Annotated in this window: 28 protein-coding genes and 1 tRNA gene; 21 read left to right on the top strand and 8 right to left on the bottom strand. The window is 61.8% G+C overall.

The features are described 5' to 3' along the window. Nucleotides 1-34 precede the first annotated feature (34 nt). From OHD58_RS04610 to OHD58_RS04600, 3 genes are read left to right on the top strand one after another with little or no spacing between them, the layout of a single operon-like run. The gene (locus OHD58_RS04610) at nt 35-370 is read left to right on the top strand and encodes a hypothetical protein (protein WP_263801886.1); all 336 of its coding nucleotides are present in this window, start codon (nt 35-37) and stop codon (nt 368-370) included. Between the two features lies 1 nt (nt 371). After that, nucleotides 372-812 carry a metallopeptidase family protein gene (locus tag OHD58_RS04605; RefSeq protein ID WP_263801885.1) on the top strand — a complete coding sequence of 147 codons (441 nt, stop codon included), beginning with the start codon at nt 372-374 and terminating at the stop codon, nt 810-812. A 24-nt stretch (nt 813-836) separates the two neighbouring features. Continuing rightward, nucleotides 837-1184, top strand: coding sequence for a hypothetical protein (locus OHD58_RS04600; RefSeq protein WP_263801884.1), 348 nt, complete (start codon nt 837-839; stop codon nt 1182-1184). Between the two features lie 10 nt (nt 1185-1194). On the opposite strand, the gene OHD58_RS04595 is transcribed toward OHD58_RS04600, so the two are convergent. Both OHD58_RS04595 and OHD58_RS04590 read right to left on the bottom strand, forming a co-directional pair. Then, nucleotides 1195-1401 (bottom strand): DUF1737 domain-containing protein, encoded by a 207-nt coding sequence (locus tag OHD58_RS04595; protein ID WP_263801883.1) that lies wholly within the window; start codon nt 1399-1401, stop codon nt 1195-1197. A 36-nt stretch (nt 1402-1437) separates the two neighbouring features. Beyond that, nucleotides 1438-2313 carry an HpcH/HpaI aldolase/citrate lyase family protein gene (locus tag OHD58_RS04590; protein ID WP_263801882.1) on the bottom strand — a complete coding sequence of 292 codons (876 nt, stop codon included), beginning with the start codon at nt 2311-2313 and terminating at the stop codon, nt 1438-1440. A gap of 99 nt (nt 2314-2412) precedes the next feature. On the opposite strand from OHD58_RS04590, the gene OHD58_RS04585 reads away from it, so the two are divergent. Beyond that, a complete protein-coding gene (locus OHD58_RS04585) occupies nt 2413-3582 on the top strand; it encodes an NAD(P)/FAD-dependent oxidoreductase (RefSeq protein ID WP_263801881.1) in 1170 nt (389 codons plus the stop codon). 16 nt (nt 3583-3598) lie between these two features. Here OHD58_RS04585 and OHD58_RS04580 read toward each other — a convergent pair whose 3' ends face one another. Continuing rightward, nucleotides 3599-3874, bottom strand: coding sequence for a zf-TFIIB domain-containing protein (locus tag OHD58_RS04580; protein ID WP_263801880.1), 276 nt, complete (start codon nt 3872-3874; stop codon nt 3599-3601). Between the two features lie 318 nt (nt 3875-4192). On the opposite strand from OHD58_RS04580, the gene OHD58_RS04575 reads away from it, so the two are divergent. From OHD58_RS04575 to leuB, 5 genes are all read left to right on the top strand, one after another. Beyond that, nucleotides 4193-4624 (top strand): glyoxalase superfamily protein, encoded by a 432-nt coding sequence (locus tag OHD58_RS04575; protein WP_263801879.1) that lies wholly within the window; start codon nt 4193-4195, stop codon nt 4622-4624. A gap of 91 nt (nt 4625-4715) precedes the next feature. After that, entirely contained in the window at nt 4716-5321 is a 606-nt protein-coding gene (gene leuD / locus OHD58_RS04570) for a 3-isopropylmalate dehydratase small subunit (protein ID WP_263801878.1), read from the top strand. Nucleotides 5322-5384: 63 nt separating this feature from the next. Further along, nucleotides 5385-6224, top strand: coding sequence for a hypothetical protein (locus tag OHD58_RS04565; protein ID WP_263801877.1), 840 nt, complete (start codon nt 5385-5387; stop codon nt 6222-6224). Between the two features lie 17 nt (nt 6225-6241). Then, nucleotides 6242-6625, top strand: coding sequence for a RidA family protein (locus OHD58_RS04560; RefSeq protein WP_263801876.1), 384 nt, complete (start codon nt 6242-6244; stop codon nt 6623-6625). Nucleotides 6626-6709: 84 nt separating this feature from the next. Next, nucleotides 6710-7822, top strand: a complete 1113-nt coding sequence (gene leuB / locus OHD58_RS04555) for a 3-isopropylmalate dehydrogenase (protein WP_263801875.1) — start codon at nt 6710-6712, stop codon at nt 7820-7822. 2 nt (nt 7823-7824) lie between these two features. Here leuB and OHD58_RS04550 read toward each other — a convergent pair whose 3' ends face one another. The 4 genes from OHD58_RS04550 to OHD58_RS04535 form a co-directional block, all read right to left on the bottom strand. Then, complete coding sequence (locus OHD58_RS04550) at nt 7825-8523, bottom strand: DUF805 domain-containing protein (RefSeq protein ID WP_263802692.1); 699 nt, start codon at nt 8521-8523, stop codon at nt 7825-7827. Between the two features lie 92 nt (nt 8524-8615). Further along, a complete protein-coding gene (locus OHD58_RS04545) occupies nt 8616-9071 on the bottom strand; it encodes a hypothetical protein (protein WP_263801874.1) in 456 nt (151 codons plus the stop codon). Nucleotides 9072-9089: 18 nt separating this feature from the next. After that, on the bottom strand, nt 9090-9443 hold the full coding sequence (locus tag OHD58_RS04540) for a DUF6152 family protein (RefSeq protein WP_263801873.1): 354 nt from the start codon (nt 9441-9443) through the stop codon (nt 9090-9092). A gap of 69 nt (nt 9444-9512) precedes the next feature. Next, nucleotides 9513-9821 carry a DUF982 domain-containing protein gene (locus OHD58_RS04535; protein ID WP_263801872.1) on the bottom strand — a complete coding sequence of 103 codons (309 nt, stop codon included), beginning with the start codon at nt 9819-9821 and terminating at the stop codon, nt 9513-9515. 274 nt (nt 9822-10095) lie between these two features. On the opposite strand from OHD58_RS04535, the gene OHD58_RS04530 reads away from it, so the two are divergent. The 8 genes from OHD58_RS04530 to OHD58_RS04495 all read left to right on the top strand — a co-directional run bounded on the left by OHD58_RS04530 (nt 10096) and on the right by OHD58_RS04495 (nt 20065). Beyond that, complete coding sequence (locus OHD58_RS04530) at nt 10096-11352, top strand: ABC transporter substrate-binding protein (RefSeq protein WP_263801871.1); 1257 nt, start codon at nt 10096-10098, stop codon at nt 11350-11352. Nucleotides 11353-11443: 91 nt separating this feature from the next. Then, nucleotides 11444-12319 (top strand): carbohydrate ABC transporter permease, encoded by an 876-nt coding sequence (locus OHD58_RS04525; protein WP_263801870.1) that lies wholly within the window; start codon nt 11444-11446, stop codon nt 12317-12319. After that, nucleotides 12316-13236 carry a carbohydrate ABC transporter permease gene (locus OHD58_RS04520; RefSeq protein ID WP_263801869.1) on the top strand — a complete coding sequence of 307 codons (921 nt, stop codon included), beginning with the start codon at nt 12316-12318 and terminating at the stop codon, nt 13234-13236. The genes OHD58_RS04525 and OHD58_RS04520 overlap by 4 nt, the downstream gene beginning before the upstream one ends. A gap of 1 nt (nt 13237) precedes the next feature. Further along, complete coding sequence (locus OHD58_RS04515; protein ID WP_263801868.1) at nt 13238-14290, top strand: LacI family DNA-binding transcriptional regulator; 1053 nt, start codon at nt 13238-13240, stop codon at nt 14288-14290. 26 nt (nt 14291-14316) lie between these two features. After that, nucleotides 14317-16221: a glycoside hydrolase family 127 protein gene (locus OHD58_RS04510; RefSeq protein ID WP_263801867.1), complete on the top strand. Its 1905-nt coding sequence runs from the start codon at nt 14317-14319 to the stop codon at nt 16219-16221. A gap of 293 nt (nt 16222-16514) precedes the next feature. After that, nucleotides 16515-17471, top strand: coding sequence for a sugar-binding protein (locus OHD58_RS04505; RefSeq protein ID WP_263801866.1), 957 nt, complete (start codon nt 16515-16517; stop codon nt 17469-17471). Nucleotides 17472-17531: 60 nt separating this feature from the next. Next, nucleotides 17532-19091 carry a sugar ABC transporter ATP-binding protein gene (locus OHD58_RS04500; RefSeq protein WP_263802691.1) on the top strand — a complete coding sequence of 520 codons (1560 nt, stop codon included), beginning with the start codon at nt 17532-17534 and terminating at the stop codon, nt 19089-19091. Beyond that, nucleotides 19088-20065, top strand: a complete 978-nt coding sequence (locus tag OHD58_RS04495; RefSeq protein ID WP_263801865.1) for an ABC transporter permease — start codon at nt 19088-19090, stop codon at nt 20063-20065. Before OHD58_RS04500 ends, OHD58_RS04495 begins: the two co-directional genes overlap by 4 nt. Before the next feature lie 18 nt (nt 20066-20083). Here the strand turns inward: OHD58_RS04495 and OHD58_RS04490 are convergent. Further along, nucleotides 20084-20159: transfer RNA gene (locus OHD58_RS04490), tRNA-Ala, on the bottom strand. Nucleotides 20160-20387: 228 nt separating this feature from the next. Here OHD58_RS04490 and OHD58_RS04485 point away from each other — a divergent pair. The 4 genes from OHD58_RS04485 (at nt 20388) to OHD58_RS04470 (ending at nt 22455) form a co-directional block, all read left to right on the top strand. Continuing rightward, on the top strand, nt 20388-20678 hold the full coding sequence (locus OHD58_RS04485; RefSeq protein ID WP_263801864.1) for a YggT family protein: 291 nt from the start codon (nt 20388-20390) through the stop codon (nt 20676-20678). Nucleotides 20679-20690: 12 nt separating this feature from the next. Beyond that, the gene (locus OHD58_RS04480) at nt 20691-21017 is read left to right on the top strand and encodes a DUF167 family protein (RefSeq protein WP_263801863.1); all 327 of its coding nucleotides are present in this window, start codon (nt 20691-20693) and stop codon (nt 21015-21017) included. Further along, a complete protein-coding gene (locus OHD58_RS04475) occupies nt 21017-21478 on the top strand; it encodes a hypothetical protein (RefSeq protein WP_263801862.1) in 462 nt (153 codons plus the stop codon). Before OHD58_RS04480 ends, OHD58_RS04475 begins: the two co-directional genes overlap by 1 nt. A gap of 68 nt (nt 21479-21546) precedes the next feature. Further along, nucleotides 21547-22455 carry an SMP-30/gluconolactonase/LRE family protein gene (locus OHD58_RS04470; RefSeq protein ID WP_263801861.1) on the top strand — a complete coding sequence of 303 codons (909 nt, stop codon included), beginning with the start codon at nt 21547-21549 and terminating at the stop codon, nt 22453-22455. The last annotated feature ends 3 nt before the right edge of the window (nt 22456-22458 follow it).

Genomic DNA, 22458 nt, shown 5'->3' with positions numbered 1-22458 from the left:
CAGGTGCGCAACACTTGTCGGGAGAAAGCCGGAAGTGTCAGATCCCGCAACCGCGCGCCGCAAAGCCGCCGATGCCGGGGAAGTCAGCAGTTGGGGCTGCGTGCCTTCGATCTTCGCTATTTTCTGGCGCAAGGCAAAAACAGTCGCCTGCGCCACGGCGTTGTGCGCCATGACGGTTGCTTTCGTATCAATGTTCTCTTTATGTTCCTATGGATTCCAGAGGATTGCTGGAGAGTCAAGTGTATCGCAGAAGAATTTATTCCTCTCGAATGAGCTCAAGAGCGCCGCGGCCCAGCTAAATTATTCAAAAGAATGCAAAAACCTCGAAAGCCGAATTGCAAAAGGCTATATGCCGGGTTCAGAGGATTGAAATGGCCCGTATCTATCAAACCCGCGCCTGGCATGACCAACTTTCCCCGTCGATCGACGAGCTGGAGTTGCTGGCGCTTGAAGCCTATGCACACCTACCCAATGATTTCCGCACGCTCACCGGCGAAATCGTCATCCAGATGGCCGAGTTCCCGACCGACGAGATCATGGACGATCTCTCGCTCGAGACTCCCTTCGACCTTTTGGGACTATTCGAAGGCCGGGGGATTGCCGAGCGCTGGAATCCGCAGACGGGCGAAGGTCCAAACCGGGTCACGCTTTATCGCCGCGCCATTCTCGATTATTGGGCGGAAAACGAAGAGACGTTGGGCGATATCATCACCCATGTGCTGATCCATGAGATCGGCCACCATTTCGGCCTTAGCGACGACGATATGGAACGGATCGAAGAAGCGGCCGATCAGGCCGCCGATCAAACCTGATCATCACCACCAGCGAGCCGCCGAATGAGCGCTTTCACGACGCCTGATGCACTTTTCGAGAGATTGAAGATCGCCTGGAGCAAGGAAAGTTCGGACAGCTGGAGCGCCGAGAATCCGGCGAAAGGCCAATGCAGCGTCACGTCGCTGGTGGTGCATGATCTGTTCGGCGGTGACATCCTCAAGACGAAGACGCGCGGCGGTACGCATTTCTACAACTCGATCAACGGCGTCCGCTGGGACCTGACGGTCAGCCAGTTCGGCTATCCCATCCCTTTCGAGGATAGGCCCTCCAGCCGCGACGAAGCCATGGCCGATACGTCGCAAGACAAGTACGACGCGCTCAGATCCAAGCTTGGCGTATCATGGCGATAGGCGCGCCGGCTCAAAAATCGCCGAGCTTGATGCCGGGATCGTAATCGACGCCATCGACATCCTTCACGACAGCCTGTCCGCAGCGCATTGCCCTGGTTTCGGCATCGAAGGCATAAGTCGGCGAGCCGAACAGATGCCAGCCCTTGTTAACGGCCGCCGTCACCTTGTGGCAGAAGCTTGCATCGTCCGGGCCGGTCAGGAAGCGGTATAGTTTCATAAACTTTGTCCCGTAGCGGCGCCCGCCATCAGACGATCATTTTCCGATCGAGGCAGCCTTCGCAAGCAAATTCTCAGCCTGATGAAGGTGCATGCGTTCCACCATGCGCCCATTCAGAACGATCACCCCCTTGTCCTCGTTCTCCGCCGCGGCGAAACCCGCAACGATTCCGCGGGCCTCCGAAAGCGCCTCCTGCGAAGGAGAAAAAGCTTCGTTTGCAGCCTCGATCTGGGCGGGATGAATAAGCGTCTTGCCGTCGAAGCCCATCGCAGCAGCTTCGGCACACTCCCGGGCAAAGGCTTCAGAATCGCGAAAATCATTGCTGACGCCGTCGAGGATATCGAGACCGCCGGCACGCGCGGCAAGCACCATCTGCATCAGCCACGGCACGAGATAACGCCGGTCAGGCGTAGCCAGGATGCCGGTTTCCTTGACGAGATCATTGGTGCCGGCAACCAGGCAGGCGAGCCGTGAGGCCGGGTCGCGTCCAAGCTCGGCGATGGCGCCGATGTTGAGCAAGGCGCGCGGTGTTTCGATCATCGCCCAAAGCCTGAGCGTATCGCGTGCGTCATTATCATCGAGAATGTCGCCGGCTTCCAGGATATCGCGGGGTGTCTCGACCTTGGGCAGCAGGATGCCGTCCGGCTGGCAGGCAAGCGCCGCCTGAAGGTCGTCGGCGCCCCATTCTCCGGAAATCGGATTGATGCGTATGACAAGTTCGCGGCCGGCCGGCCGCTTTTCAAAAAGGGCTGCCAGGCCCTCTCGCGCCGTAATCTTGTCTCCGGGCGCAACCGCGTCTTCCAGGTCGATGATGGCGGCGTCGCACGGGAGCGACGGAAGCTTCGCCAAAGCCTTCCCGTTCGATGCCGGGGCGTAAAGAACGGAGCGGCGCAGTCTGGTGTGGTCTGGCATCATGCAGACTTCTTGCCTTGCCGGGGCAAGCCATGCAAGTGGTTGCCGCGCGGCAAGGAGCGTTGATCCTGGCGCTGAATTTGAGGCCGGAGTGTCGGAATGGCGCGTTACGATGTCGTCATCATAGGCGGAGCGATCGTCGGAAGCTCGATCGCCTATTATCTGCGCGAGGAAGGATTTTCCGGCTCGATCGCACTTGTTGAACGGGATCCGCAATTTTCGCATTCCGCCACGACGCTTTCCTGCGCTTCGATCCGCCAGCAGTTTTCGATACCGGAAAACATCCGTCTGTCGCAGTTCACGCTGGCGCTGTTCCGGCGGCTGGAAGAGGAATTCGGCGCCGGTTCCGATATCGGGTTCCGGGAAAAGGGCTATCTGATTCTTGCCGGCGAGAACGGCCTGCCGATCCTCAAGCAGAACCATGCGATACAGGAAGCCGAAGGCGCCGATATTGTCTTCGAAGGCCCGGCCGCCCTGCAGAAGCGTTTCGCCTGGCTTTCGACCGACGGCATTGCCGCCGGTGCATTCGGCAGGACCGGCGAAGGCTGGTTCGACGCGCATGCAATGCTGATGCTTTTTCGCAAGGCGCTGCGGTCGCGAAACGTCGATTTCATCACGGCCGAAGTCACCGCCATCGATCGCGACGGCAATCGGGCGACCGATGTCCTGCTCGCCAATGGCGAGAGGCTGGAGGCCGGCATGGTTGTCAATGCGGCAGGTCCGAATGCCGGCAGGGTGGCGGCCCTGGCAGGCCTGTCGCTGCCTGTCGAACCACGCAAACGAAGCGTCTTCGTCTTCGAGGCGCGTGACCGCTTTGACGACATGCCGCTGCTGGTCGATCCGTCGGGCGTCTATGTGCGGCCGGAGGGCGCGATGTACATCACGGGCGGGGCTGAATCGGAAGACGGTGAAGCGGCGGCCGATCCGGCCGATTTCGAGCCCGACTGGGCATTGTTCGAAGAAGTGATCTGGCCAACGCTTGCGACACGCATCCCGGCTTTCGAGGCGATCAAGCCGGGCCGCGCATGGGCGGGTCACTACGACTTCAACACACTCGACCAGAACGCGGTAATCGGTCCGCATCCCGAGGTCGAAAATTTCCTCTTCGCCAACGGGTTTTCCGGACACGGGTTGCAACAGGCGCCGGCAGTCGGCAAGGCGCTGGCCGAACTGATCGTCCATGGCGGCTACCGCAGCGTCGACTGCTCGGCGTTCGGTTACGGCCGCGTCGCGGAAGGCCGGGCATTCCGCGAGCTGAACGTGATCTGAGGGCGACCGATCCTGGTCAGAAATCGAAGAGTTCGCCCAGAAGCGATTTCTTTTTCTTGTGGGGCCGATAGTCACCTTTGTGGGAGCGGTCTTCATATGAACGATGCTCCTGGCGCCCATACCCGCCTTCGTCCCGTGCAGCGCGCGGGCTTTCCTCGGGCGCCGAGCGCTCGATGATCTTGTCGAGCTCGCCACGGTCCAGCCAAACGCCGCGGCATTTCGGGCAATAGTCGATCTCGATGCCCTGGCGGTCGGTCATGACCAGCTCGGCATTATCAATAGGGCACTGCATTGTGTCTCCTCTCACGCTTCACACCTGGGGGAGATAAGGGGAAATCCATAGTCTTCAAGCCTGCCTCCGGCTATTTGCCGTCGCCGGACGGGATCAGGCGCGTTCGGCAAGCTCTCCGCACCGTGTCGCTGGAGCTGTTGACGTTGTGGGAGTGAATCACTATCTGCGCTGCCTGGGCGGGAAGCCCCTGCCGCCCGCGGCCGAAGGCCCTGGTAAAGCTTCCTTTGAAAGTTCGTTTCCCTGTCGATGCGACGGCCGAAACGGCAATGCGGGCCCCGTTCAAAATGCCGTTCGCATATCGCGAAGGAGCGAACCAAGATGACCAAGGAATTGTCGTCCGACTACAAGAACCATGCCCGCAAGCTGCGCGACGCGCTGGCCGCCGACGGCATAACCGTATCCCATACCAAGGCGCTCGAACTTGTCGCCAGGCAAAACGGCGCCCGCGACTGGAACACGCTTGCCGCGCGCCCGGTGACGGAAGGGAATATCGTTCCCTTTGCTGTCGGCGAAAAAGTATCGGGCACCTTCAACGGTAGTCCGGCTCAAGGCCGCGTCATCGGTCTCGAGGAGACGATCAAGCCCGATCTGTGGCGCGTGACCGTCGCTTTCAATCCGCCGGTGAATGCCTCAACCTCGGAGCATTTCGCTGCCGAAAGGCGGCGCGTGCAGATGGTGGTTGGCGCCGACGGCCGTTCGCGGCGGCTGACCGGCACCGAGACCGGGGTGATGGCGCTTCACAGAGCCTGACTATCCAAAGGGCGGCCAAAAGCCGCCCTTTGCTTTGCCGGTCACCTTGTGTAAAGCGTAGGTCGGATTTTCGGAACCGACGGGCAAAGTCATGGAAAAATTCACCAAGCTCACCGGCGTCGCCGCACCCTTGCCGATCGTCAATGTCGATACCGACATGATCATTCCCAAGGATTATCTGAAGACCATCAAGCGCACCGGACTTGGCACCGGCCTCTTCGCCGAGATGCGCTACAATGATGATGGCTCCGAGAACCCCGATTTCGTGCTCAACAAGCCGGCCTATCGCAAGGCCCAGATTCTCGTTGCGGGCGACAATTTCGGCTGCGGCTCGAGCCGCGAACACGCGCCGTGGGCCCTGCTCGATTTCGGCATCCGCTGCGTGATCTCGACTTCGTTCGCCGACATTTTCTACAACAACTGCTTCAAAAACGGCATCTTGCCGATCACCGTCAGCCAGGAAGACCTGGACAAGCTGATGGACGACGCCGAACGCGGCGCCAACGCCACTATCTCGGTCGATCTCGAAGCTAGGGAAATCCGCGGCCCGGACGGCGGCATGGTCAAGTTCGACCTCGACGAGTTTAAGCGGCATTGCCTGCTCAACGGGCTCGACGATATCGGCCTTACCCTGGAAAAGGCGCCGGCGATCGCAAGCTTCGAGAAGCGGAATGCCGAAAGCCGGCCCTGGGCGTGACCTCCGTTTCTCGGCTTCGCCGAAGCGCGCCGGTTGTTTGACCCGCAGCACGGAGTAGCGAGAATGAGACTGCCCTCTCGACCTTCTGCTGTTGCGCTGATCTTGACCGGTCTGACCGGCTTTGCCGTCGCGCAAGAAGAAAAGCAGGCGCCGATCCCGTTCGAAGGTGGAACGCTGACAATCACCGAGAACGAAGATCTCGAAAAGATCGTCGCCTTCGACGGCAAGGAACTAGCGCGCAATTACGTCGCCTACTTCGACAGGATCGTCGAAATAGGCGGTGTCGATGTCGCGCTGTTCAGCGTCGGCGACGGAGGCAATGCCTGCGGCCCGGCCGCCGTGATGGTCTGGAAGCCGAAGGACAGCGATATCCGGAGCATTTCCGTCGGCGCGGAAGATTGCGGCGCGCCGCCCGCAGCGGCGACCGAAAACAATGTCTTCTTCGTACCCTATCCACTGCCGGGAGAAACCTTGCCCGTGCAGGTGTGGTCGCCCGATGCCGGTCTTTCGGTGCATGGCGATATCACATACGCGCCGCAGCCCGGCACGGACTGGGCCGATCTCGATCCGACAAAGCTGAACAGCATCGTCGAGGCATTCAAGAACGAGGCTGTCTTCAAAGCGGGCCAGCAATTGTTGGGCGACGCGATGACCAGCGTTGCGACAAGCCTGCTGGTCGGCGGCGGGACGGAATCGACGCCGTCCGGCGCGTTCTATTCCAGCGGTTGCGTGCCGCATGCCTGCGGCAGCGCCGACGGCTTCATGGCTGTCGATCCGAAGGCGAAAAAACTCTATTTCGCGCAGGAGGGTGAAAAACCCGAACCCGACGCCTGGCCGCCGGTTGTCGAATGGCCTGCCGAGATCCGGGACGCCATGAAAAACGCTCTCGTTCCGCCACAATAAAAGTCTCAGGGTTTCCAATGCGCAAATTGATTTCCACCGGTTCCCCATTCGAGAGGACAGCCGGTTATTCGCGCGCGGTGGTCGACGGGGAATGGTGCTTCGTCTCCGGCACCACCGGCTACAACTACGCCACGATGACGATGCCCGACAGTGTCGAGGAACAGACGCGAAACTGCCTGGCGACCATTGCCGCTGCCCTCGACGAAGGTGGCTTCGCGATGGCCGACGTGGTGCGGGCGCATTATTACATCACCGACGCGGCTTATGTGGACCTCGTCTTCCCGATCCTCGGCGAGGTTTTCGGGGAGGTCAGGCCAGCGGCCACGATGATCGTCTGCGGCCTGAACAAGCCCGAAATGAAGATCGAAATCGAGGTCACGGCGCTGAAGCGCCAGTCCTGATCCATCCAGTCGCCTTTCCGCCTTGCGCAGCCGGCTTTGGCCGTTTAGCAAGACGGCCGGTTCACGGCATTCGAAGGATTTCCAATGGCAACGCGCAAGCTCCTCCTCCTTCCCGGCGACGGCATCGGCCCCGAGGCGATGGCGGAAGTCCGCAAGCTCATCGCCGTGATGAACGAGAAATTTTCGGCAGGCTTCGACATCGATGAAGGTCTGGTCGGCGGATGCGCCTATGACGCGCATGGCGCGGCGATTTCCGATGCCGACATGGCGAAGGCGATGGCGGCGGACGCAGTGCTGTTCGGTGCCGTCGGCGGACCGAAATGGGATGCGGTTCCCTACGAGGTTCGCCCCGAGGCCGGGCTGCTCAGGCTGCGCAAGGACATGGAACTGTTCGCCAATCTCAGGCCGGCGATCTGTTATCCGGCGCTGGCCGCGTCTTCCTCGCTGAAGCAGGAAGTGGTCGAGGGCCTCGACATCCTGATCGTGCGCGAATTGACCGGCGGCGTCTATTTCGGCGAGCCGAAGGAGATCATCGATCTCGGCAACGGCCAGAAGCGCGGTATCGACACGCAGGTCTATGACACGTTCGAGATCGAGCGCATTTCCGGCGTGGCGTTCGAGCTGGCGCGAACACGCCAGAACCGTGTCACTTCGATGGAAAAGCGCAATGTGATGAAGTCAGGCGTGCTGTGGAACGAGGTGGTGACGCAGACGCACAAGGCGAAATATTCCGACGTCAAGCTCGACCACATGCTGGCGGATGCTGGCGGCATGCAGCTGGTGCGCTGGCCGAAGCAGTTCGACGTCATCGTCACCGACAATTTGTTCGGCGACATGCTGTCTGACATCGCGGCGATGCTGACGGGGTCGATCGGCATGCTGCCTTCCGCGTCGCTTGGTGCGCCGGACGCCAGGACCGGCAGCAGGAAGGCGCTCTACGAGCCGGTGCATGGCTCGGCGCCCGACATCGCCGGCAAAGGCATCGCCAATCCGATCGCCATGATCGCGTCGTTCGCCATGTGCCTGCGCTATTCGTTCGGCATGGTCGCCGAGGCCGATCGGGTCGAGGCGGCGATCGCCGCGGTGCTCGACGAAGGTTATCGTACCAAGGACATCATGTCCGAAGGCAAGACCGAGATCGGCACCGTCCGGATGGGCGACGCGATTGTCGAAAAATTCCTAGCGCTTCCGGCGTAGGGTCAGGCACGAACGCCGGCCGGTATAGGTCCCCATTTGTTTTCGTGCTTCTGGCTGGGAATCAGCGAGAACACGAAGATGATGAGGCCGCCGATATAAGGGATCAGGATCAGCAGGTAGAACCAGCCCGACAGGCCGATGTCGTGCTGGCGGCGGATCACCACCGCGAGGCTGGGCAGAAACGTCGCCAGGGCGAAAAGGCCACCAGCAACAAGTGATACGACTGGTGTTTTGTTGGGAGTGAGGTTGTGAAGCCTGTCGTCAATCAACAGGCCGACGATGATGACGACGACGCAAGCGATCAGCCAGAACAGATAATAGCCCCAATATTCCTTGCGGCGGGCGCGGCCCTGGAAATTGACGTAGTTGGCGGTGAGACCGCGCCAGAAATAGCTCCACAAGCCTGTATTTCCGGTATGCTCGGAGACGGCGGCGCGACCGAAATGCCGAGGTGACTGCATCGGTGAATGTGGAGCATCCACCACCGGCATGCCAGCTGCCGGTACGCTGCCCATCTGGGCGCGTATCGAGAAAATCTCGCGGGCCTGGCTACCGGACGGCTGGAATTCGACCTGCATTCCCTTGCTTATGATGACCTCGCGCCGCAGGTCCTCGCGCGAAAACGTGTACCGATTGCCGTCGACTGCGGTGATGAAACCGAAACCCTGGCTTTCGTCGTAATGGAGCACTTCGCCGCGCACTGCCGCCCCTCGCTGCAATTCAGTTCGTTTCTGCAAGCTCCTTCGCTCGCCAGGCGATGTCAATCCGCTACGGAATGCCGGCCGCGGCGATCTCACAGAAACCCGATGAAACGCCCGCAAAGCAGGGCGCCGATCCACAATCCGAGGGAAGTCATCGCCGAGACGCGGATCCATTTTGAGGGCATCTCCGCTTGCCGGTCGAGCCTCAGGAAGAACAGGAAATTCAATGCGGCCAGCGCGACCAGGGTCATCTTCGCGAGGAAGACGGGCATGGCGGCATAGTTAGTCGCCTTGATCGCGAACATCGCAAAGCCGGTGACGAGCGCGCCGCAGAAGGCGATGAGGGCGACGCGCCGCAGCAAGGCCATGAACGGTGCCTTCGCGACGGCCCGGATGGCGCCGAGAACATACAGATCCATCAGCATCACGCTGGTCAACACCGCACCGATCGACAGGATGTGCAAGGCATTGACGATTGGATAGGCGAAGAAGGAGGTCTTGAACGCACGAGCCAATCCTGACTGTTCGAGCGCTTCCAGAAACTCCATCGGAGCTGCTAGGCCCGGTCAGTTCGACGGCGCCCGATCGGGATAGACATCGTAGGTCTTGTCGCCGATCACGATCCGCACGGCCTTCATGCGTTTTTCGGTTTCCTCCCGCGAGCGGTTGCCGATCGCGGTGATTTCGTCACCTTTCTTGACGACGTCCTCGGTGAAGCCGGCGCGCATCGTCGCCGAAGGTGGCGCGAGTTCCACGCGCCAGATGTCGCCCTCCACATCGACATCGAGCGTTGCGTGCGGGTTGCCGATGTAGATTTCCGTGACAACGCCCTTGAGCTCGAAGAAACCATCCTGGGTCCATGACCAGCCATGGTGGGCGAAAGCGGGAACGGCAGCCAGAACCGCCAAAACCGCGATCAAGGTGCCATTCCGGAACCTGTTTGTGCCTGTCCAGCACATTCTCTCCTCCTGTCGCTGTCCGAAGCCTAGCTAGTGCCTCGGCGGCAGCGGCAGCACTTCACCGTCCCTGTCTATGGCGACTTTCTCGAAGGAATCGTTCGCCAGGATGCCGGTGATGCGCGCGAAGCTGGCGAAAGCCTTGCGGGCGTCTTCGGTCGGAACGCTGTCGTGTTTGGCGGCAGCGCAGCAGGAAAGGGCGGTCTGATAGATCGGGCCCTTGCGTCCGACCGGCCATGCCTCGAGAAACGTCAGTGCATCGTCGACGTCATAGATTTCGGTCACCGGCTGGTCCGCTTCGGCGATGATTCTCACAGGCACGAAAAACTGCAATCTGTCCATGAAATTCCTCCCGTACATTCGCGACTGATGCGCAACCTTCCTTAACGCAGCTCCACAACGGAGGTTGCACGATAACACCGATTTGATCGCAATGCTCCGGCGATCTGGTGAAGGAGCTCCACATTGCAATGCATTACAATTCGTGCCTAAAATACGTTGAGAAAAGCTTTTCCCAACCGGCCGGAGGTCCGATCCGGCCTGGGTGGAGTTCTAAGGCGGGAACAGCTTTTCCCCAGAGACAAGAGAAATGCCGGCTCGCTAAAGGGAGGAACCTATGAGCTTGCAGATGAAGATGTTTTGCCGGTCGGCCGTTGCCGGCCTGCTGGCCATAATGGCCTTGCCTGCTCTCGCGCAAGACCTGCAGATGTGGGAGAGGAGCGGCGGGAACGCCGGCATGGTCGATGCGCTGGTCGCGGCATGGAATGCCAAGAACCCCGATCGGAAGATCAATCTGACCTACATTCCGCACACCGATATGGTGCCGAAGATCGCGCAGGCGATCGCCAGCGGGGAAGTGCCCGACCTGATGGGCATGGATCTGATCTACGGCCCGCAGTTCGAAGCGGCGGGACAACTTGTCGACATCACCGACAAGATCAAGGACTGGCCCGAATTGAAAACCGCTAGCCCCGGTCACATGGCGGTCTCGACCTACGACGACCGGCTCTATGGCGTGCCGCTCTACGCCGACGTTTCGGCCCTCTTCTATAACAAGGACCTGTTCAGGAAGGCCGGCCTCGACCCCGAAAAGCCGCCGACCAGCCTTGGCGAGATCCGCGAGTATGCCGACAAGATCACGGCGCTCGGCGGCGATGTGAAGGGTTACTTTCTGCCCGGCTCCTGCGCCGGCTGCAACATCTTCACCGTCGGCCCGCTGATGTGGGCGAGCGGCGCCACCATCGAGCCGAAGGACGCCGATGACGAGCCGTTGACGGGCGACGGCGTCAAGGAAGTCCTGCAGTGGTCGCGCGACATGATCAAGGCCGGCAACGTGCACGAGGATGCGCGCGCCGAAACGGGCGAGACGTTCCACCTGCGTTTTGGCTCGGGCAAGATCGGCATGATGGGGACGGGCAACTTCAACATCACGCTGGCCAAGGAGCAGAATCCGAACATGGATTTCGGCATAGCTCTCCTGCCGGGCGTGAAGAGCGGCGAGGTATCGTCGTTCGCCGGCGGCGATATCGTCACAATCCCGAACGGGTCGAAGCGCGTGGATGACGCGATCGACTTCATGAAGTTCCTGCTGTCGGACGAGACCCAGGTCGAGGTCTACGCCAAGATGCTGAACATGACGACACGCGGTGACATGGCCGAGAACAAATACTTCCAGGCCGAACCCAAGGTGCAGGAGGTGGCCAAGGCCATTGCAGTCGCCAAGACACCCTACACGCTGAAGTTCTTCGAACTGATCAATTCCCCTCAAGGCCCGTGGCTGCAGATGCTGCAGCGTGCCTATTACGAGGACACGGACCTCGACACGATCGTCTCGGAGGCGAAGGCGCAGATGAAGGCGATCGCCGCCGAATAAGCGGGCTCTCTCCGCGGGCTGCGGCGTTCCCCCATAGGCGCCGCAGTCCATTTTCCGCATCGTCAACAATTGTCGAGTCACGAAGGGTGCAATGCACGCAAGGGCGAGCCGCTATATCGGACTTCTCTATGTCACGCCGGCACTTGCCTTCGTGCTGGTCTTCACCGTCTATCCACTCGCCCAGATGATGTGGATGTCGCTTCACAACTGGTCGCTGATTGCCCCCAAGAAATATATCGGCTTCGGCAACTTCGCCAAAGCGTGGAACGACCCACAGGTCTGGACATCGCTGGAGTTCACGCTGAAATATACGGCCATCATCACGCCGATCCTGATGATCCTCGGCTATCTCGCCGCACTGCTCACCGCGGAGAACCGGCCGCTTAGGCAATTCACACGCAGCGTTATCTTTGCGCCGGTGGTCATCGGGCTCGGCGCGTCCAGCCTGCTCTGGTACTGGCTCTTCAGCTATGACTTCGGACTGATCAACCGCGCGCTGATCGACCTCGGCGTGATCGCCAGGCCGGTTGTCTGGTTCGGCGCCGACGCCGACGTCGCCATGTGGGCGGTCATCGCCTCGATCGTATGGAAGGTTGTCGGCTTCGGAACCATCCTGTTTGTCGCGGCAATCCACGCCATCCCGACCGAACTCAGTGAGGCGGCGATGGTTGACGGCGCAAGCTACTGGCAGCGGGTGCGCAAGATCACCCTGCCGCTGACCGCAAAGACCATACTGCTCGTCACGCTGGTCAGCATCATCGGATCGCTGCTTGCCTTCGACCAGTTCTACATCATGACGGCCGGGCAGCCGCGCAATCTCACCGCGACCTCGGTGTTCATGATCTATCTGAATTCGTTTCCGTATCTGAAGCTCGGCTATGGCGCGGCGCTATCGCTCATTCTCGCCGGCATCATCCTGGTGTGCACGGTGCTGCAAATGCTGCTCAGCCGCAGGAGCCATGCATGAGCGCCTTTCCGCACGTCGCGGGCACGGGCATCGAGCGGGCACGGGCGCAGCGGAGCGCCGCGGCCGGATTGATGGAGGGTCTCATTCGGGGCCGGCGGAAATATCTCGTCGCCGCCATCTGCGTGGCTGTCTGCACCGTGATGCTGCTGCCATTGCTGGCGTCGGTGCTCGCATCGCTGAAATCCACCGAAGAAGCCGCTGCCGTGCCGCCGACTTATTTCCCCCACGCACTCAGCCTCGACAGCTACAAGCGGCTGTGGGACTACCAGGCGGGCCTGCCCACCTATTTCTCCAACAGTCTTGGCGCGGCCTTGCTCACGATCATCTTCTGCTTGGCCCTGACCGTGCCGGCCGGTTATGGCCTGGCGAAATTCCGGGTGCCGGCAAAGGAAGCGCTGTTCGTGGTGCTGCTGCTCGGGCTGATCGTGCCATATCAGGCCTTGCTCACGCCGCTCTTTTTTCTGTTCGTCCAGCTCAAGCTGCACAATTCGCTGGTCGGCCTGGCGATCGTGCACACGGCGATCCAGCTGCCCTTCAGCATCTATGTGATGCGCAACGCATTCGAGGCGGTGCCGCGCGAGTTGGAAGAGGCCGCGACCATGGACGGTTGCAACAGTTTTCAGGTGCTGGTGCACATCTGCCTGCCCGCCGTCGTGCCGGCGATGATCACAGTATCGCTTTTCGCTTTCATCACTTCATGGAACGAACTGCTGGCGGCACTGGTGATCATGAACAAGGATTCGTCCTTCACCCTGCCGCTCATCCTTGCCGCGGCGCGGCAGCAGACCAGCATCGGCGGCACCGACTGGGGCATGCTTCAGGCCGGCATCGTCATCTCGATCATTCCCTGCATGGCATTCTACCTGCTGCTGCAGAAGTACTACATGGCCGGCTTCCTCAGCGGGGCGGTCAAATAACATGAAGGACGACGCCCCTACCCCGCTCGACCCGCCGCCCCGCGCCACCGTGGCCGGTACGCCGACGATCCGCGATGTCGCGCGCCTCGCCAATGTCTCGATCGGCACGGCATCGAAGGCGCTCAACGCCGGCGGGCGCCTGAGCGCGGAAACCAGGGAGAAGGTGCAACAGGTCGCGCGCGAGATCGGCTATCGCCCCAACGACCTCGCGCAGAGCCTGCACAGGGCGAAGTCGCGCACGATCGGCATCATCTCAAACGACAGTTTCGGCCGCTTCACCTTTCCCATCGTCGAGGCTCTCGAGGAGCGGTTGGCGGCGGAGGGCATCGCGGTTTTCATGTGCAATGCCACGGACGATCCGGAACGCGAGCGGCAGCATCTCGACCAACTGCTGGGCAAGCGTATCGACGGCCTTGTCGTGACGGCGCGGCGCGCTGATAAGCGCCCGTCGATCGGCCCGCTGCCCGACGGGTTGCCTGTTATTTATGTTTTCTCCCAGGCCGACGATCCGCATGCTCTGTCGCTGCTGCCGGACGACGAGGGTGGCGCTGTTCTCGCCGTCTCGCACCTTGCGTCGCTGGGACGCACACGCATCGCCCACCTGACCGGACCGGAACACTTCGAGGCAGTGCGGCTTCGCCAAAGCGGCTACCGCTCCGCGCTGGCCGCTGCCGGGCTGCAGGAAATCGAGGGCTTCTATCGTTCGGGTGTCTGGTCCGAGGCCTGGGGGCGCGAGGCCGTGGCTTCGCTCTTTGCGAAGCCGGAGCGGCCGGACGCGATTTTCTGCGGCAATGACCAGATCGCCCGTGGTGCCTTGGACACCCTGCGCGAGATGGGCATCAGTGTGCCGGGCGACGTAGCGGTTGTCGGTTTTGACAACTGGGACGTCATGACGCTGGCGGCGCGGCCACCGCTTTCCAGCATCGACATGAACTTGAAGGCATTGGGGCGAGAAGCGGGCAACAGCCTGATCAACATGATCGGCGGCGGGAAATTGGGTGGAGTGCAGCGACGGCCGTGTTCGCTGGTCGTGCGCCAATCGTCCGGTGCTTGAAGAAAATTGACGACGGAGTTGTCCGAATGAGCAAGTTAAGTCCGGTTCGTTTCGTCGATGTCGCGCTTGAGGGGCAATTCTGGCGCGAGCGCCTGGAAACTGTTCTCACCAGGACGATCCCCAGCCAGCACGTGCAATTGTCCAACCACGGCATATTGGACTCGCTCAAGCTGCCGAATCCGCCACCACCGCTGCGCTTCCCCCGCAACGAGCACAATTTCACCGTCCAGGTTTTCTGGGACTCTGACGTCGGCAAGTGGGTGGAAGCGGCATCCTATGCACTCTCGCACAGGCGCGACGCCGGCATCGAGGCAAAGATCGAGGCCATCACCGACGACCTGGAAAAAGCGCAGGCGCCCGATGGCTACCTGAACTGCTGGTATCTGCAGCGGGAGCCGGACAAGCGCTGGACCAACCTGCGCGACAATCACGAGCTCTACAATCTCGGTCACCTGCTGGAAGGCGGCATCGCCTATTTCCTGGCAACCGGGCGGCGCCGGCTGCTGGGTATTCTGGAACGGTATGTCGAACATGTGCGCCAGACATTCGGGCCGAATTCCGGCCAGAAGCGCGGCTATTGCGGCCATCAGGAAATCGAGCTGGCGCTGGTCAAGCTCTATCGCCTGAGCGGGGATAGAAAACATCTCGATCTCGCGACCTACTTCATCAACGAACGCGGGCGTCAGCCCCATTATTTCGACCAGGAAGCGGCAGCGCGAGGCGAAGATCCCAAGGATTTTTGGGCCAGGAGCTACGAATACAACCAGTCGCACAAGCCGGTGCGCGAGCAGACCAAGGTCGTCGGTCACGCGGTGCGCGCCATGTACATGTTCTCCGCAATGGCCGACCTGGCGGCCGAACTCGACGACCATGGCCTGAAGCAGGCTTGCGAAGTGCTGTGGGCCGACGTCATGAGATCCAAGATCTACATCACATCCGGCCTCGGCCCTGCCGCTGCGAATGAAGGCTTTACCGAGGCCTACGACCTGCCCAACGACACCGCCTACGCGGAGACCTGCGCATCCGTCGCCCTCATCTTCTGGGCGCAGCGTATGCTGCACCTCGATCTCGACGGCCGCTATGCCGATGTCATGGAACAGGCCCTGTTCAACGGCGCGCTGACTGGGTTGTCGCGTGACGGCGAGCATTATTTTTACTCGAATCCGCTCGACAGCGACGGCCGGCACAGCCGCTGGGCCTGGCACACTTGCCCCTGCTGCACGATGAATTCGTCCCGCCTTGTCGCCTCGGTCGGGGGTTATTTCGTTTCCGCCAGCGACGAAGCGGTTGCGTTCCATCTTTACGGAGGCATGTCGACGACGGTCGCGCTGGCCGGCACGAAAGTGTTCCTGCGCGAAACCAGCACCTACCCGTTCTCCGGTTCGATCAAGGTGGAGGTCAGTCCCGAGAACCCCGCCACTTTCACGGTCAAGCTTCGCATCCCCGGCTGGGCAAGCGGCACGTCCGCCACCCTTAACGGGGCGCCGATCGACGTGAAGACGGGCATTGCGAACGGCTACCTCTCGATCACCCGCGCCTGGCATGCAGGGGATGTCATCACGCTGGACCTTCCCATGCCGCCGGAGCGCATCTACGCGCATCCCGCGGTGAAGGAGAATGTTGGCCGCGTCGCCCTCAAGCGCGGTCCGCTGGTCTACTGCGTCGAGGAGGTCGACAATCCCGGGGGACGCGTGCAGCAGTTGCAGCTGCCGCGGGATGCGGAGATTTCGGTACAGAACCGGGATGATCTCTTCGACGGGATTATAACACTGACCGCTCCTGCCGGGCGGGTCGAAGCGAAAGACTGGGCGGACAATCTCTACCGGACAAGTCCACCGCTCAGATCGGGCGGCGAGCTGATCGCGCTGCCATACTATCTTTGGAACAATCGCGGCAGCGGTTCAATGCAGGTGTGGATCTGTGAAGCCTAGCGCTTCCAATTGGCCGCTTGCGCGGAAGTTCTTCCGGCGCAAGCTCGCCGGGTGGCCGGGAAACTCTGACTGGGCGTAGGCATGGCAAAAGGGCAACCGTTTGTGTTCCAAATTTTCTGCCCGCCCAGCATCTCCGCGAGCCTATTTTTTCGCCTCCCGCAAAAATGCCTGGCGAACGTTAATGGCCTAAGGCACAATATGCAGCGGTGGCGTAGCCATCGCCTGGGAGGGCGCATAACAGGATAGAAGTAAATCAGATGCCTGCAACAGTCGGGCATAAGGAGGAGACGCACATGAATTACAGATTACTGCTTACAGCAACCGCTGTAGCTGGCCTGCTGCTCGGTGGTTCCACCTTCGCGCAGGAGAAGAAACAGCTTGCCTTCGTTGTTAATGCGTCGTCGGACTTCTGGAAGCTTGCCGAGGCCGGCGTCAACAAGGCGCAGGCCGAACTGGGCGATGGCTACGAACTGCAATTCCGTTATCCGGCGCAAGGAACGGCTGCGCTGCAGAACGCGCTGATGGACGACCTCGTGTCCGCTGGCACCGACGCGATCATGATTTCTTCGGCCGACCCGAAGAACTCGATCGACGCCTTCAACAAGGTCGCGGCGCAAGTGCCGCTCTTCACCACCGACTCCGACGCGCCGCAGTCCAAGCGCATCGCCTATCTCGGTTCGTCCAACACCGCAGCCGGCGTGCAGGCCGGTGAGGAGATGGTGAAGGCCATGGGCGGCAAGGAAGGCAAATGCATGGGCTTCGTCGGCTTCCTGGGGGCTGACAACGCTGTCGAGCGCATCAGCGGTTTCAAGCAGGCGATCGATGGAAAAGGCATCGAACTGGTCGACGTTCGCGGCGACGATGTGGATTTCACGCGCGCTCGCACCAATGTCGATGACGTGCTGGTGGCCAACCCGGAGATCAATTGCATGGTCGGGTTCTATTCCTACAACCCGCCCAAGATCTACGAGGCATTGCAGGCGGCCGGCAAGCTCGGCCAGATCACCGTCGTCGCTTTCGACGAAGATCCGGTCACGTTGGGCGCGGTGAAGGAGGGCAGCTTCGCGGCGACCGTCGTGCAGCAGCCGTTCGAGTGGGGATATCAGGGCATGAAACTGATGGCGGCCTACCTCGGCGGTGACAAGTCCATGGTGCCGGCGGACGGCCTGATCATCGTGCCGACCGCCGTCATCAACAAGGACAATGTCGATGCGTTCTCGGCCGACCTGAAGGCCAAGATTGGCGGCTGATCCGGCGAGCATGGGCCCATGGCGCGGCCTGCCTGGCCGCGCCATGGGCTTCCGCATCGCATGAGCGCCCCGTCACCAGAGCCAGAGCCGAATGCCGCCGCGCCGCCGTTTCTACGGCTGAGCGGCGTGCGTAAGGTCTATCCCGGCGTGGTCGCGCTGGCTGGCTTCGACCTCGAAGTGCGTCCCGGTGAGGTGATCGGCATCGTCGGCGAAAACGGTGCCGGCAAGTCTACCCTCATGAAGATCCTGGGTGGTGTCGTAGCGCCCGACGGCGGCACGATCGACATCGACGGCGTGACAAGCCAGTCTTTCACGGTGAGCGAGTCGATCCGCGCCGGCATCGCGTTTGTGCACCAGGAACTCAACCTGTTCGACAATCTCGACGTGGCGGCCAATGTCTTCATCGGCCGGGAACCGTGCAGCTATGGCCTCTTCAAGATCGTCGACACCGAGCGGCAGTCGGCTGCGGTCGCGCCGCTCCTGCGCAGGCTGGGCGCCAATTTCAGCCCGCAAGCGCCCGTCCGCAAGCTGTCGCTCGCCCAGCGGCAGATCGTCGAGATCGCCAAGGCACTGAGCTATGACGCGCGTCTCATCATCCTCGACGAGCCGACCTCGAGCCTGCCGTTGCACGAGACGGAGAAGCTGCTGGAAGTCATTCGCGCGCTTAAGACCGAGGGCATCGCCGTCATCTTCATTTCGCACCGGCTGCACGAGATCGAGAGCGCCTGCGACCGAGTGATCGTGCTGCGCGACGGCCAGTTCGTCGGCAATCTCGACCGCGCCGAGATCAATTACCAGAAGCTGGTCCGGATGATGATCGGACGGGAGCTCAAGGTGGTCTACACACCGCCGTCGGCGCCGCGCGGCCAGGTCGCCCTGTCGGCGCGCGACATCAGGACTGCCGCCTATCCCAGGCAGCCGGTCTCGCTCGACCTCAATCGCGGCGAAATCCTCGGGCTTGCCGGATTGGTCGGCTCGGGCCGCAGCGAGCTTGCCCGCGTCATCTTCGGCATCGACCCGAGCTACGGCGGCACCATTCTCTTCGAGGGGAAGCCGCTCGCCCTCGGGACGGCGGGCGATACCGCGACGCGCGGCATCTTCCTCGTGCCCGAGGACCGCAAGAGCGCCGGCATCCTGCTCGACCTGTCGATCGCCCAGAACATCACCCTGCCAAATCTGCCGGCCTACTCGCGCGGCGGCATCGTCTCGCCGAAAGCCGAAAACGCGCGTGGCGAGCGCAGCAAGGTCGAACTCGACATCCGCGCCCCGAACGTCAAGACACGCGCAGGTGCGCTGTCGGGCGGCAACCAGCAGAAAGTGGCGCTCGCCAAGTGGCTGGCGATGAACCCCCAGGTCATCATCCTCGACGAACCGACGCGCGGCATCGACGTCGGCGCCAAATTCGAGATCTACCGGCTGATGCGCGGCCTGGCCGATGCCGGCGTCGCCGTGCTGATGATCTCCTCCGATATGGAGGAGGTGATCGGCGTGTCCGACCGCATCGCCGTTATGCATGAGGGCCGCATCTCCGGCTCGCTGACGCGCGACCGGTTCAGCGAGGAAAACGTGCTGACGCTGGCTGTGGGCGGCAACGTGGACGAGACGGGAGCAAGCACGTGAACAAGAAAGACCTCGGATTACTGGTTCTCATCCTCGTGGTCGGCCTTGTCGTCTATCTGCGCAACCCGTTGTTCCTTTCGCCCAACAACCTCGCCAACACCGCCAATCTCATCGGCCTGTTCGGCCTGTTTGCCATCGGGCAGGGTTTCGTCATCATCACCGGCGGCATCGAGCTGTCGGTCGGCTCGATGATCGCGCTGCTCGGGGTGCTTTTCGTCGACATGGTCGGCCGCATGGGCATTCCCTGGCCGGTCGCGGCGGCAATCGTCATGGCGCTCGGCCTGGCGTTGGGGTTGGCCCACGGCCTGCTGATCACAAAACTGCGCATGCAGCCCTTCGTGGTGACGCTGTGCGGCCTGCTGATCTATCGCGGCGTGGCGCGCGGCTATACAGCCGATGCCACCGCCGGCTTCCCCTTCGGCAGCACCTATCCGGGCCTCGATTTCTTCGTCGCACGGCCCTTCGGCATCCCGACTTCGGTCTATGTGCTGGTGGTGGTCGCGATCATCGCCTGGATCGTGCTGCACCGATCGGTGTTCGGGCGCTACCTCTACGCGGTTGGCAAGAACGAGGAAGCGGCGAGATTCTCCGGCATCCGCACCGATCTTGTGGTTATCGCGGCCTATGTGATCTGCGCAGCACTTACGGCGCTCGCGGCGATCTTCTTTGCCATGTACACCCGCTCCGTCCAGCCCTCCGGCCACGCCAATTTCTACGAGCTCTACGCCATCGCGGCGGCGGTGCTGGGCGGTTTTTCCCTGCGCGGCGGCGAGGGGTCGATCATCGGGGTCATTCTCGGAACGATCCTGCTCCAGATCCTGCAGAACCTGGTCAATTTGCTCGGCATCCCGTCATCGCTCAACTTCGCGGTCATGGGCACGGTCATTCTTGTCGGCGTGCTGGTCGATCAGCAATGGGGCCGGTTCCGCGAGCGCCGGCGCATCCGCGAAGCGGCGCGGGTGGCGCAAAACTGAGCACAAAGTGAATTCCGCTGGTGGAGCTGAGGAGGATCGAACTCCTGACCTCGTCATTGCGAACGACGCGCTCTCCCAGCTGAGCTACAGCCCCGTCCAGCGGATGCGGCGCATTTAGTGTGGGGTGCCGCCCGCTGTCAAGCGTGCGATCGGCTGCGACTGCGCGCACTTGCCGCGATCGCAGCCAGTGGCTACATGTCGCGGAACCAGCGCTTCGGACGGAAATCGGGAATCGATTCCCCAAACGGTTCCGATGCGTCGATTCAAGCGTCGGTGCGTCCTCGCCATTGGGAGGACGCGGCGCGCCAGAAAGGAGACCGGCATGCTTGCTCTTATCCAGACCGTTGTTCTGGCGCTCGACATCTACTGGTGGCTGCTCATTGCCTCGGCGATCTTCTCCTGGCTTTACGCATTCAACGTGGTCAACCCGCGCAACCAGGTGGTGATGACGATCGGCAATGCGCTGTTTCGCATCACCGAGCCGGCGCTGAGACCGATCCGGCGCCTCCTCCCCGACCTCGGCGGCATCGACATTTCCCCGATCATCCTGCTGCTGATCATCTTCTTCATTCGCCAGTTTATCATCCAGACAGTCGCCCCGGCTGTCATTTGACCGGACGGGCCGATGGGCGGTTTCTTCAAACCGCGCACTGACGGTGTCGACCTGTTCGTGCGTCTGACGCCAAGGTCCTCGGCGGACACCGTTGAGGGCATCGCAACGTCCGCGGACGGCTCCAGCCATCTGAAGGCGCGGGTCCGCGCGGTGCCCGAGGACGGCGCGGCCAATGCCGCGCTCGAAAAACTGATCGCAACATGGCTTGGCCGGCCGAAGCGCGACGTCACGGTGACCGCCGGCGCCACCTCCCGGCTGAAGACGCTGCGCATTTCCGGCGACGCCGGGGAAATCGCGGCCGCCATCGTTGCGCGAACCGACCCGGGAGCGTCTGCATAATGACCAGTCTTCTTTCCCGTCTCGGCAGGCTTTTTATCATCCTGGCCGGTTACGTCGCCGCATCGCTCGCGGCCAGTGCTTTCCTCAACCTTCTTCTCATCGGCACACTCGATCTTCCGGCTTCTGCCCTGCCCGACGCCATCCGCGGCAGTTCGATCGTCGCGGTTCCTTTCGTGGCGATTTTCGTGGCCTGGCTGGCATTCACGCCCTCGCTTGTCTTCATCGTGATCGCCGAACTGGCCGGCAAGCGCGATTGGCTCTTCCACGCGATCGGCGGCGGCGTGGTCGCCGCCGTGGTGACCGCCGGCTATTTCTGGCAGGCATCGGGCCCCGGCGACTGGACAGCCGCCAATCCGATCATTGCGCTGGCGCTCGCCGGCAGCGGCATCGTCGGCGGCATTGCCTATTGGGCAGTCGCCGGACGCATGGCCGGCGGCTGGCGTTCGCCGCCGCGTAGCTGACCTGCCGGCATTGCAACCGGCAACGGTGCGGATTAGCCTCTTCCATCAAATCGATGGGGGGAAGAAGTATGGCCGCGGCAGACTATTACGAAATTCTCGACCCGCGGTTCTCAGGCCTGTTCAACAGCAGCGCGCATGTCGACAAGCTGTTCACCGGCTGCCGCTGGGCGGAGGGCACGGTCTACTTCCCCGCTGGGCGTTATCTGCTCTGGTCGGACATCCCCAACAACCGCATGCTGCGCTACGACGAGACCGACGGCCAGGTTAGCGTATTCCGGGAGCCGTCCGGAAACACCAACGGTCACACCGTCGACCGCCAGGGCAGGCTCGTCTCCTGCGAGCATTCAGGCCGGCGTGTCAGCCGCACCGAGCATGACGGGACGATCACCACCATCGCCGATCGCTGGCAGGGCAAGCGGCTGAATTCACCCAACGACGTGGTGGTCAAATCCGATGGTTCGATCTGGTTCAGCGATCCGACCTACGGCATCGATTCCGACTACGAGGGCGACAAGGCGGAGAGCGAGATCGGCAAGTCGCAGGTCTACCGCGTCGACCCCGCCGGCGGCGGCGTCGAGGCCGTCATTACCGACATGATCCAGCCGAACGGCCTGGCCTTTTCGCCCGACGAGAAAAAACTCTACGTCAGCGACACCGGCCGCAGTGACAGCCCGGTGCACATGCGGGTCTTCGATGTCGGCGCCGGCAGCGCGCTTTCTAATGGGCGGCCATTCGCCAATTGCACCGCCGGCGTGTTCGACGGATTTCGCCTCGACGACCAGGGCCGCATCTGGACCAGCGCCGGCGACGGCATCCATTGCTACGATCCCGACGGCACGCTGATCGGCAAGGTCAAGGTGCCGGAAGTCACCGCCAATTGCGTCTTCGGCGGCATCAAGCGCAACTGCCTCTACATTGCCGGCACGACGTCGCTCTACATGGTCCGGCTGATGGTCAACGGCGCCAAAACGTTCTGATCG

Origin of the sequence: Mesorhizobium sp. ZC-5, assembly GCF_025753855.1 — a bacterium.
GTDB lineage: Bacteria > Pseudomonadota > Alphaproteobacteria > Rhizobiales > Rhizobiaceae > Neomesorhizobium.
This window is presented reverse-complemented; position numbering and strand designations above follow the sequence as displayed.

Excerpts from the sequence above, each read along its gene's own strand:
- OHD58_RS04605 (WP_263801885.1), top strand. The coding sequence starts at position 372 with ATGGCCCGTATCTATCAAACCCGCGCCTGGCATGACCAACTTTCCCCG.
- OHD58_RS04600 (WP_263801884.1), top strand. The coding sequence starts at position 837 with ATGAGCGCTTTCACGACGCCTGATGCACTTTTCGAGAGATTGAAGATC.
- OHD58_RS04595 (WP_263801883.1), bottom strand. The coding sequence starts at position 1,401 with ATGAAACTATACCGCTTCCTGACCGGCCCGGACGATGCAAGCTTCTGC.
- OHD58_RS04590 (WP_263801882.1), bottom strand. The coding sequence starts at position 2,313 with ATGCCAGACCACACCAGACTGCGCCGCTCCGTTCTTTACGCCCCGGCA.
- OHD58_RS04585 (WP_263801881.1), top strand. The coding sequence starts at position 2,413 with ATGGCGCGTTACGATGTCGTCATCATAGGCGGAGCGATCGTCGGAAGC.
- OHD58_RS04580 (WP_263801880.1), bottom strand. The coding sequence starts at position 3,874 with ATGCAGTGCCCTATTGATAATGCCGAGCTGGTCATGACCGACCGCCAG.
- OHD58_RS04575 (WP_263801879.1), top strand. The coding sequence starts at position 4,193 with ATGACCAAGGAATTGTCGTCCGACTACAAGAACCATGCCCGCAAGCTG.
- leuD (WP_263801878.1), top strand. The coding sequence starts at position 4,716 with ATGGAAAAATTCACCAAGCTCACCGGCGTCGCCGCACCCTTGCCGATC.
- OHD58_RS04565 (WP_263801877.1), top strand. The coding sequence starts at position 5,385 with ATGAGACTGCCCTCTCGACCTTCTGCTGTTGCGCTGATCTTGACCGGT.
- OHD58_RS04560 (WP_263801876.1), top strand. The coding sequence starts at position 6,242 with ATGCGCAAATTGATTTCCACCGGTTCCCCATTCGAGAGGACAGCCGGT.
- leuB (WP_263801875.1), top strand. The coding sequence starts at position 6,710 with ATGGCAACGCGCAAGCTCCTCCTCCTTCCCGGCGACGGCATCGGCCCC.
- OHD58_RS04545 (WP_263801874.1), bottom strand. The coding sequence starts at position 9,071 with ATGGAGTTTCTGGAAGCGCTCGAACAGTCAGGATTGGCTCGTGCGTTC.
- OHD58_RS04535 (WP_263801872.1), bottom strand. The coding sequence starts at position 9,821 with ATGGACAGATTGCAGTTTTTCGTGCCTGTGAGAATCATCGCCGAAGCG.
- OHD58_RS04530 (WP_263801871.1), top strand. The coding sequence starts at position 10,096 with ATGAGCTTGCAGATGAAGATGTTTTGCCGGTCGGCCGTTGCCGGCCTG.
- OHD58_RS04525 (WP_263801870.1), top strand. The coding sequence starts at position 11,444 with ATGCACGCAAGGGCGAGCCGCTATATCGGACTTCTCTATGTCACGCCG.
- OHD58_RS04520 (WP_263801869.1), top strand. The coding sequence starts at position 12,316 with ATGAGCGCCTTTCCGCACGTCGCGGGCACGGGCATCGAGCGGGCACGG.
- OHD58_RS04515 (WP_263801868.1), top strand. The coding sequence starts at position 13,238 with ATGAAGGACGACGCCCCTACCCCGCTCGACCCGCCGCCCCGCGCCACC.
- OHD58_RS04510 (WP_263801867.1), top strand. The coding sequence starts at position 14,317 with ATGAGCAAGTTAAGTCCGGTTCGTTTCGTCGATGTCGCGCTTGAGGGG.
- OHD58_RS04505 (WP_263801866.1), top strand. The coding sequence starts at position 16,515 with ATGAATTACAGATTACTGCTTACAGCAACCGCTGTAGCTGGCCTGCTG.
- OHD58_RS04500 (WP_263802691.1), top strand. The coding sequence starts at position 17,532 with ATGAGCGCCCCGTCACCAGAGCCAGAGCCGAATGCCGCCGCGCCGCCG.
- OHD58_RS04485 (WP_263801864.1), top strand. The coding sequence starts at position 20,388 with ATGCTTGCTCTTATCCAGACCGTTGTTCTGGCGCTCGACATCTACTGG.
- OHD58_RS04480 (WP_263801863.1), top strand. The coding sequence starts at position 20,691 with ATGGGCGGTTTCTTCAAACCGCGCACTGACGGTGTCGACCTGTTCGTG.
- OHD58_RS04475 (WP_263801862.1), top strand. The coding sequence starts at position 21,017 with ATGACCAGTCTTCTTTCCCGTCTCGGCAGGCTTTTTATCATCCTGGCC.
- OHD58_RS04470 (WP_263801861.1), top strand. The coding sequence starts at position 21,547 with ATGGCCGCGGCAGACTATTACGAAATTCTCGACCCGCGGTTCTCAGGC.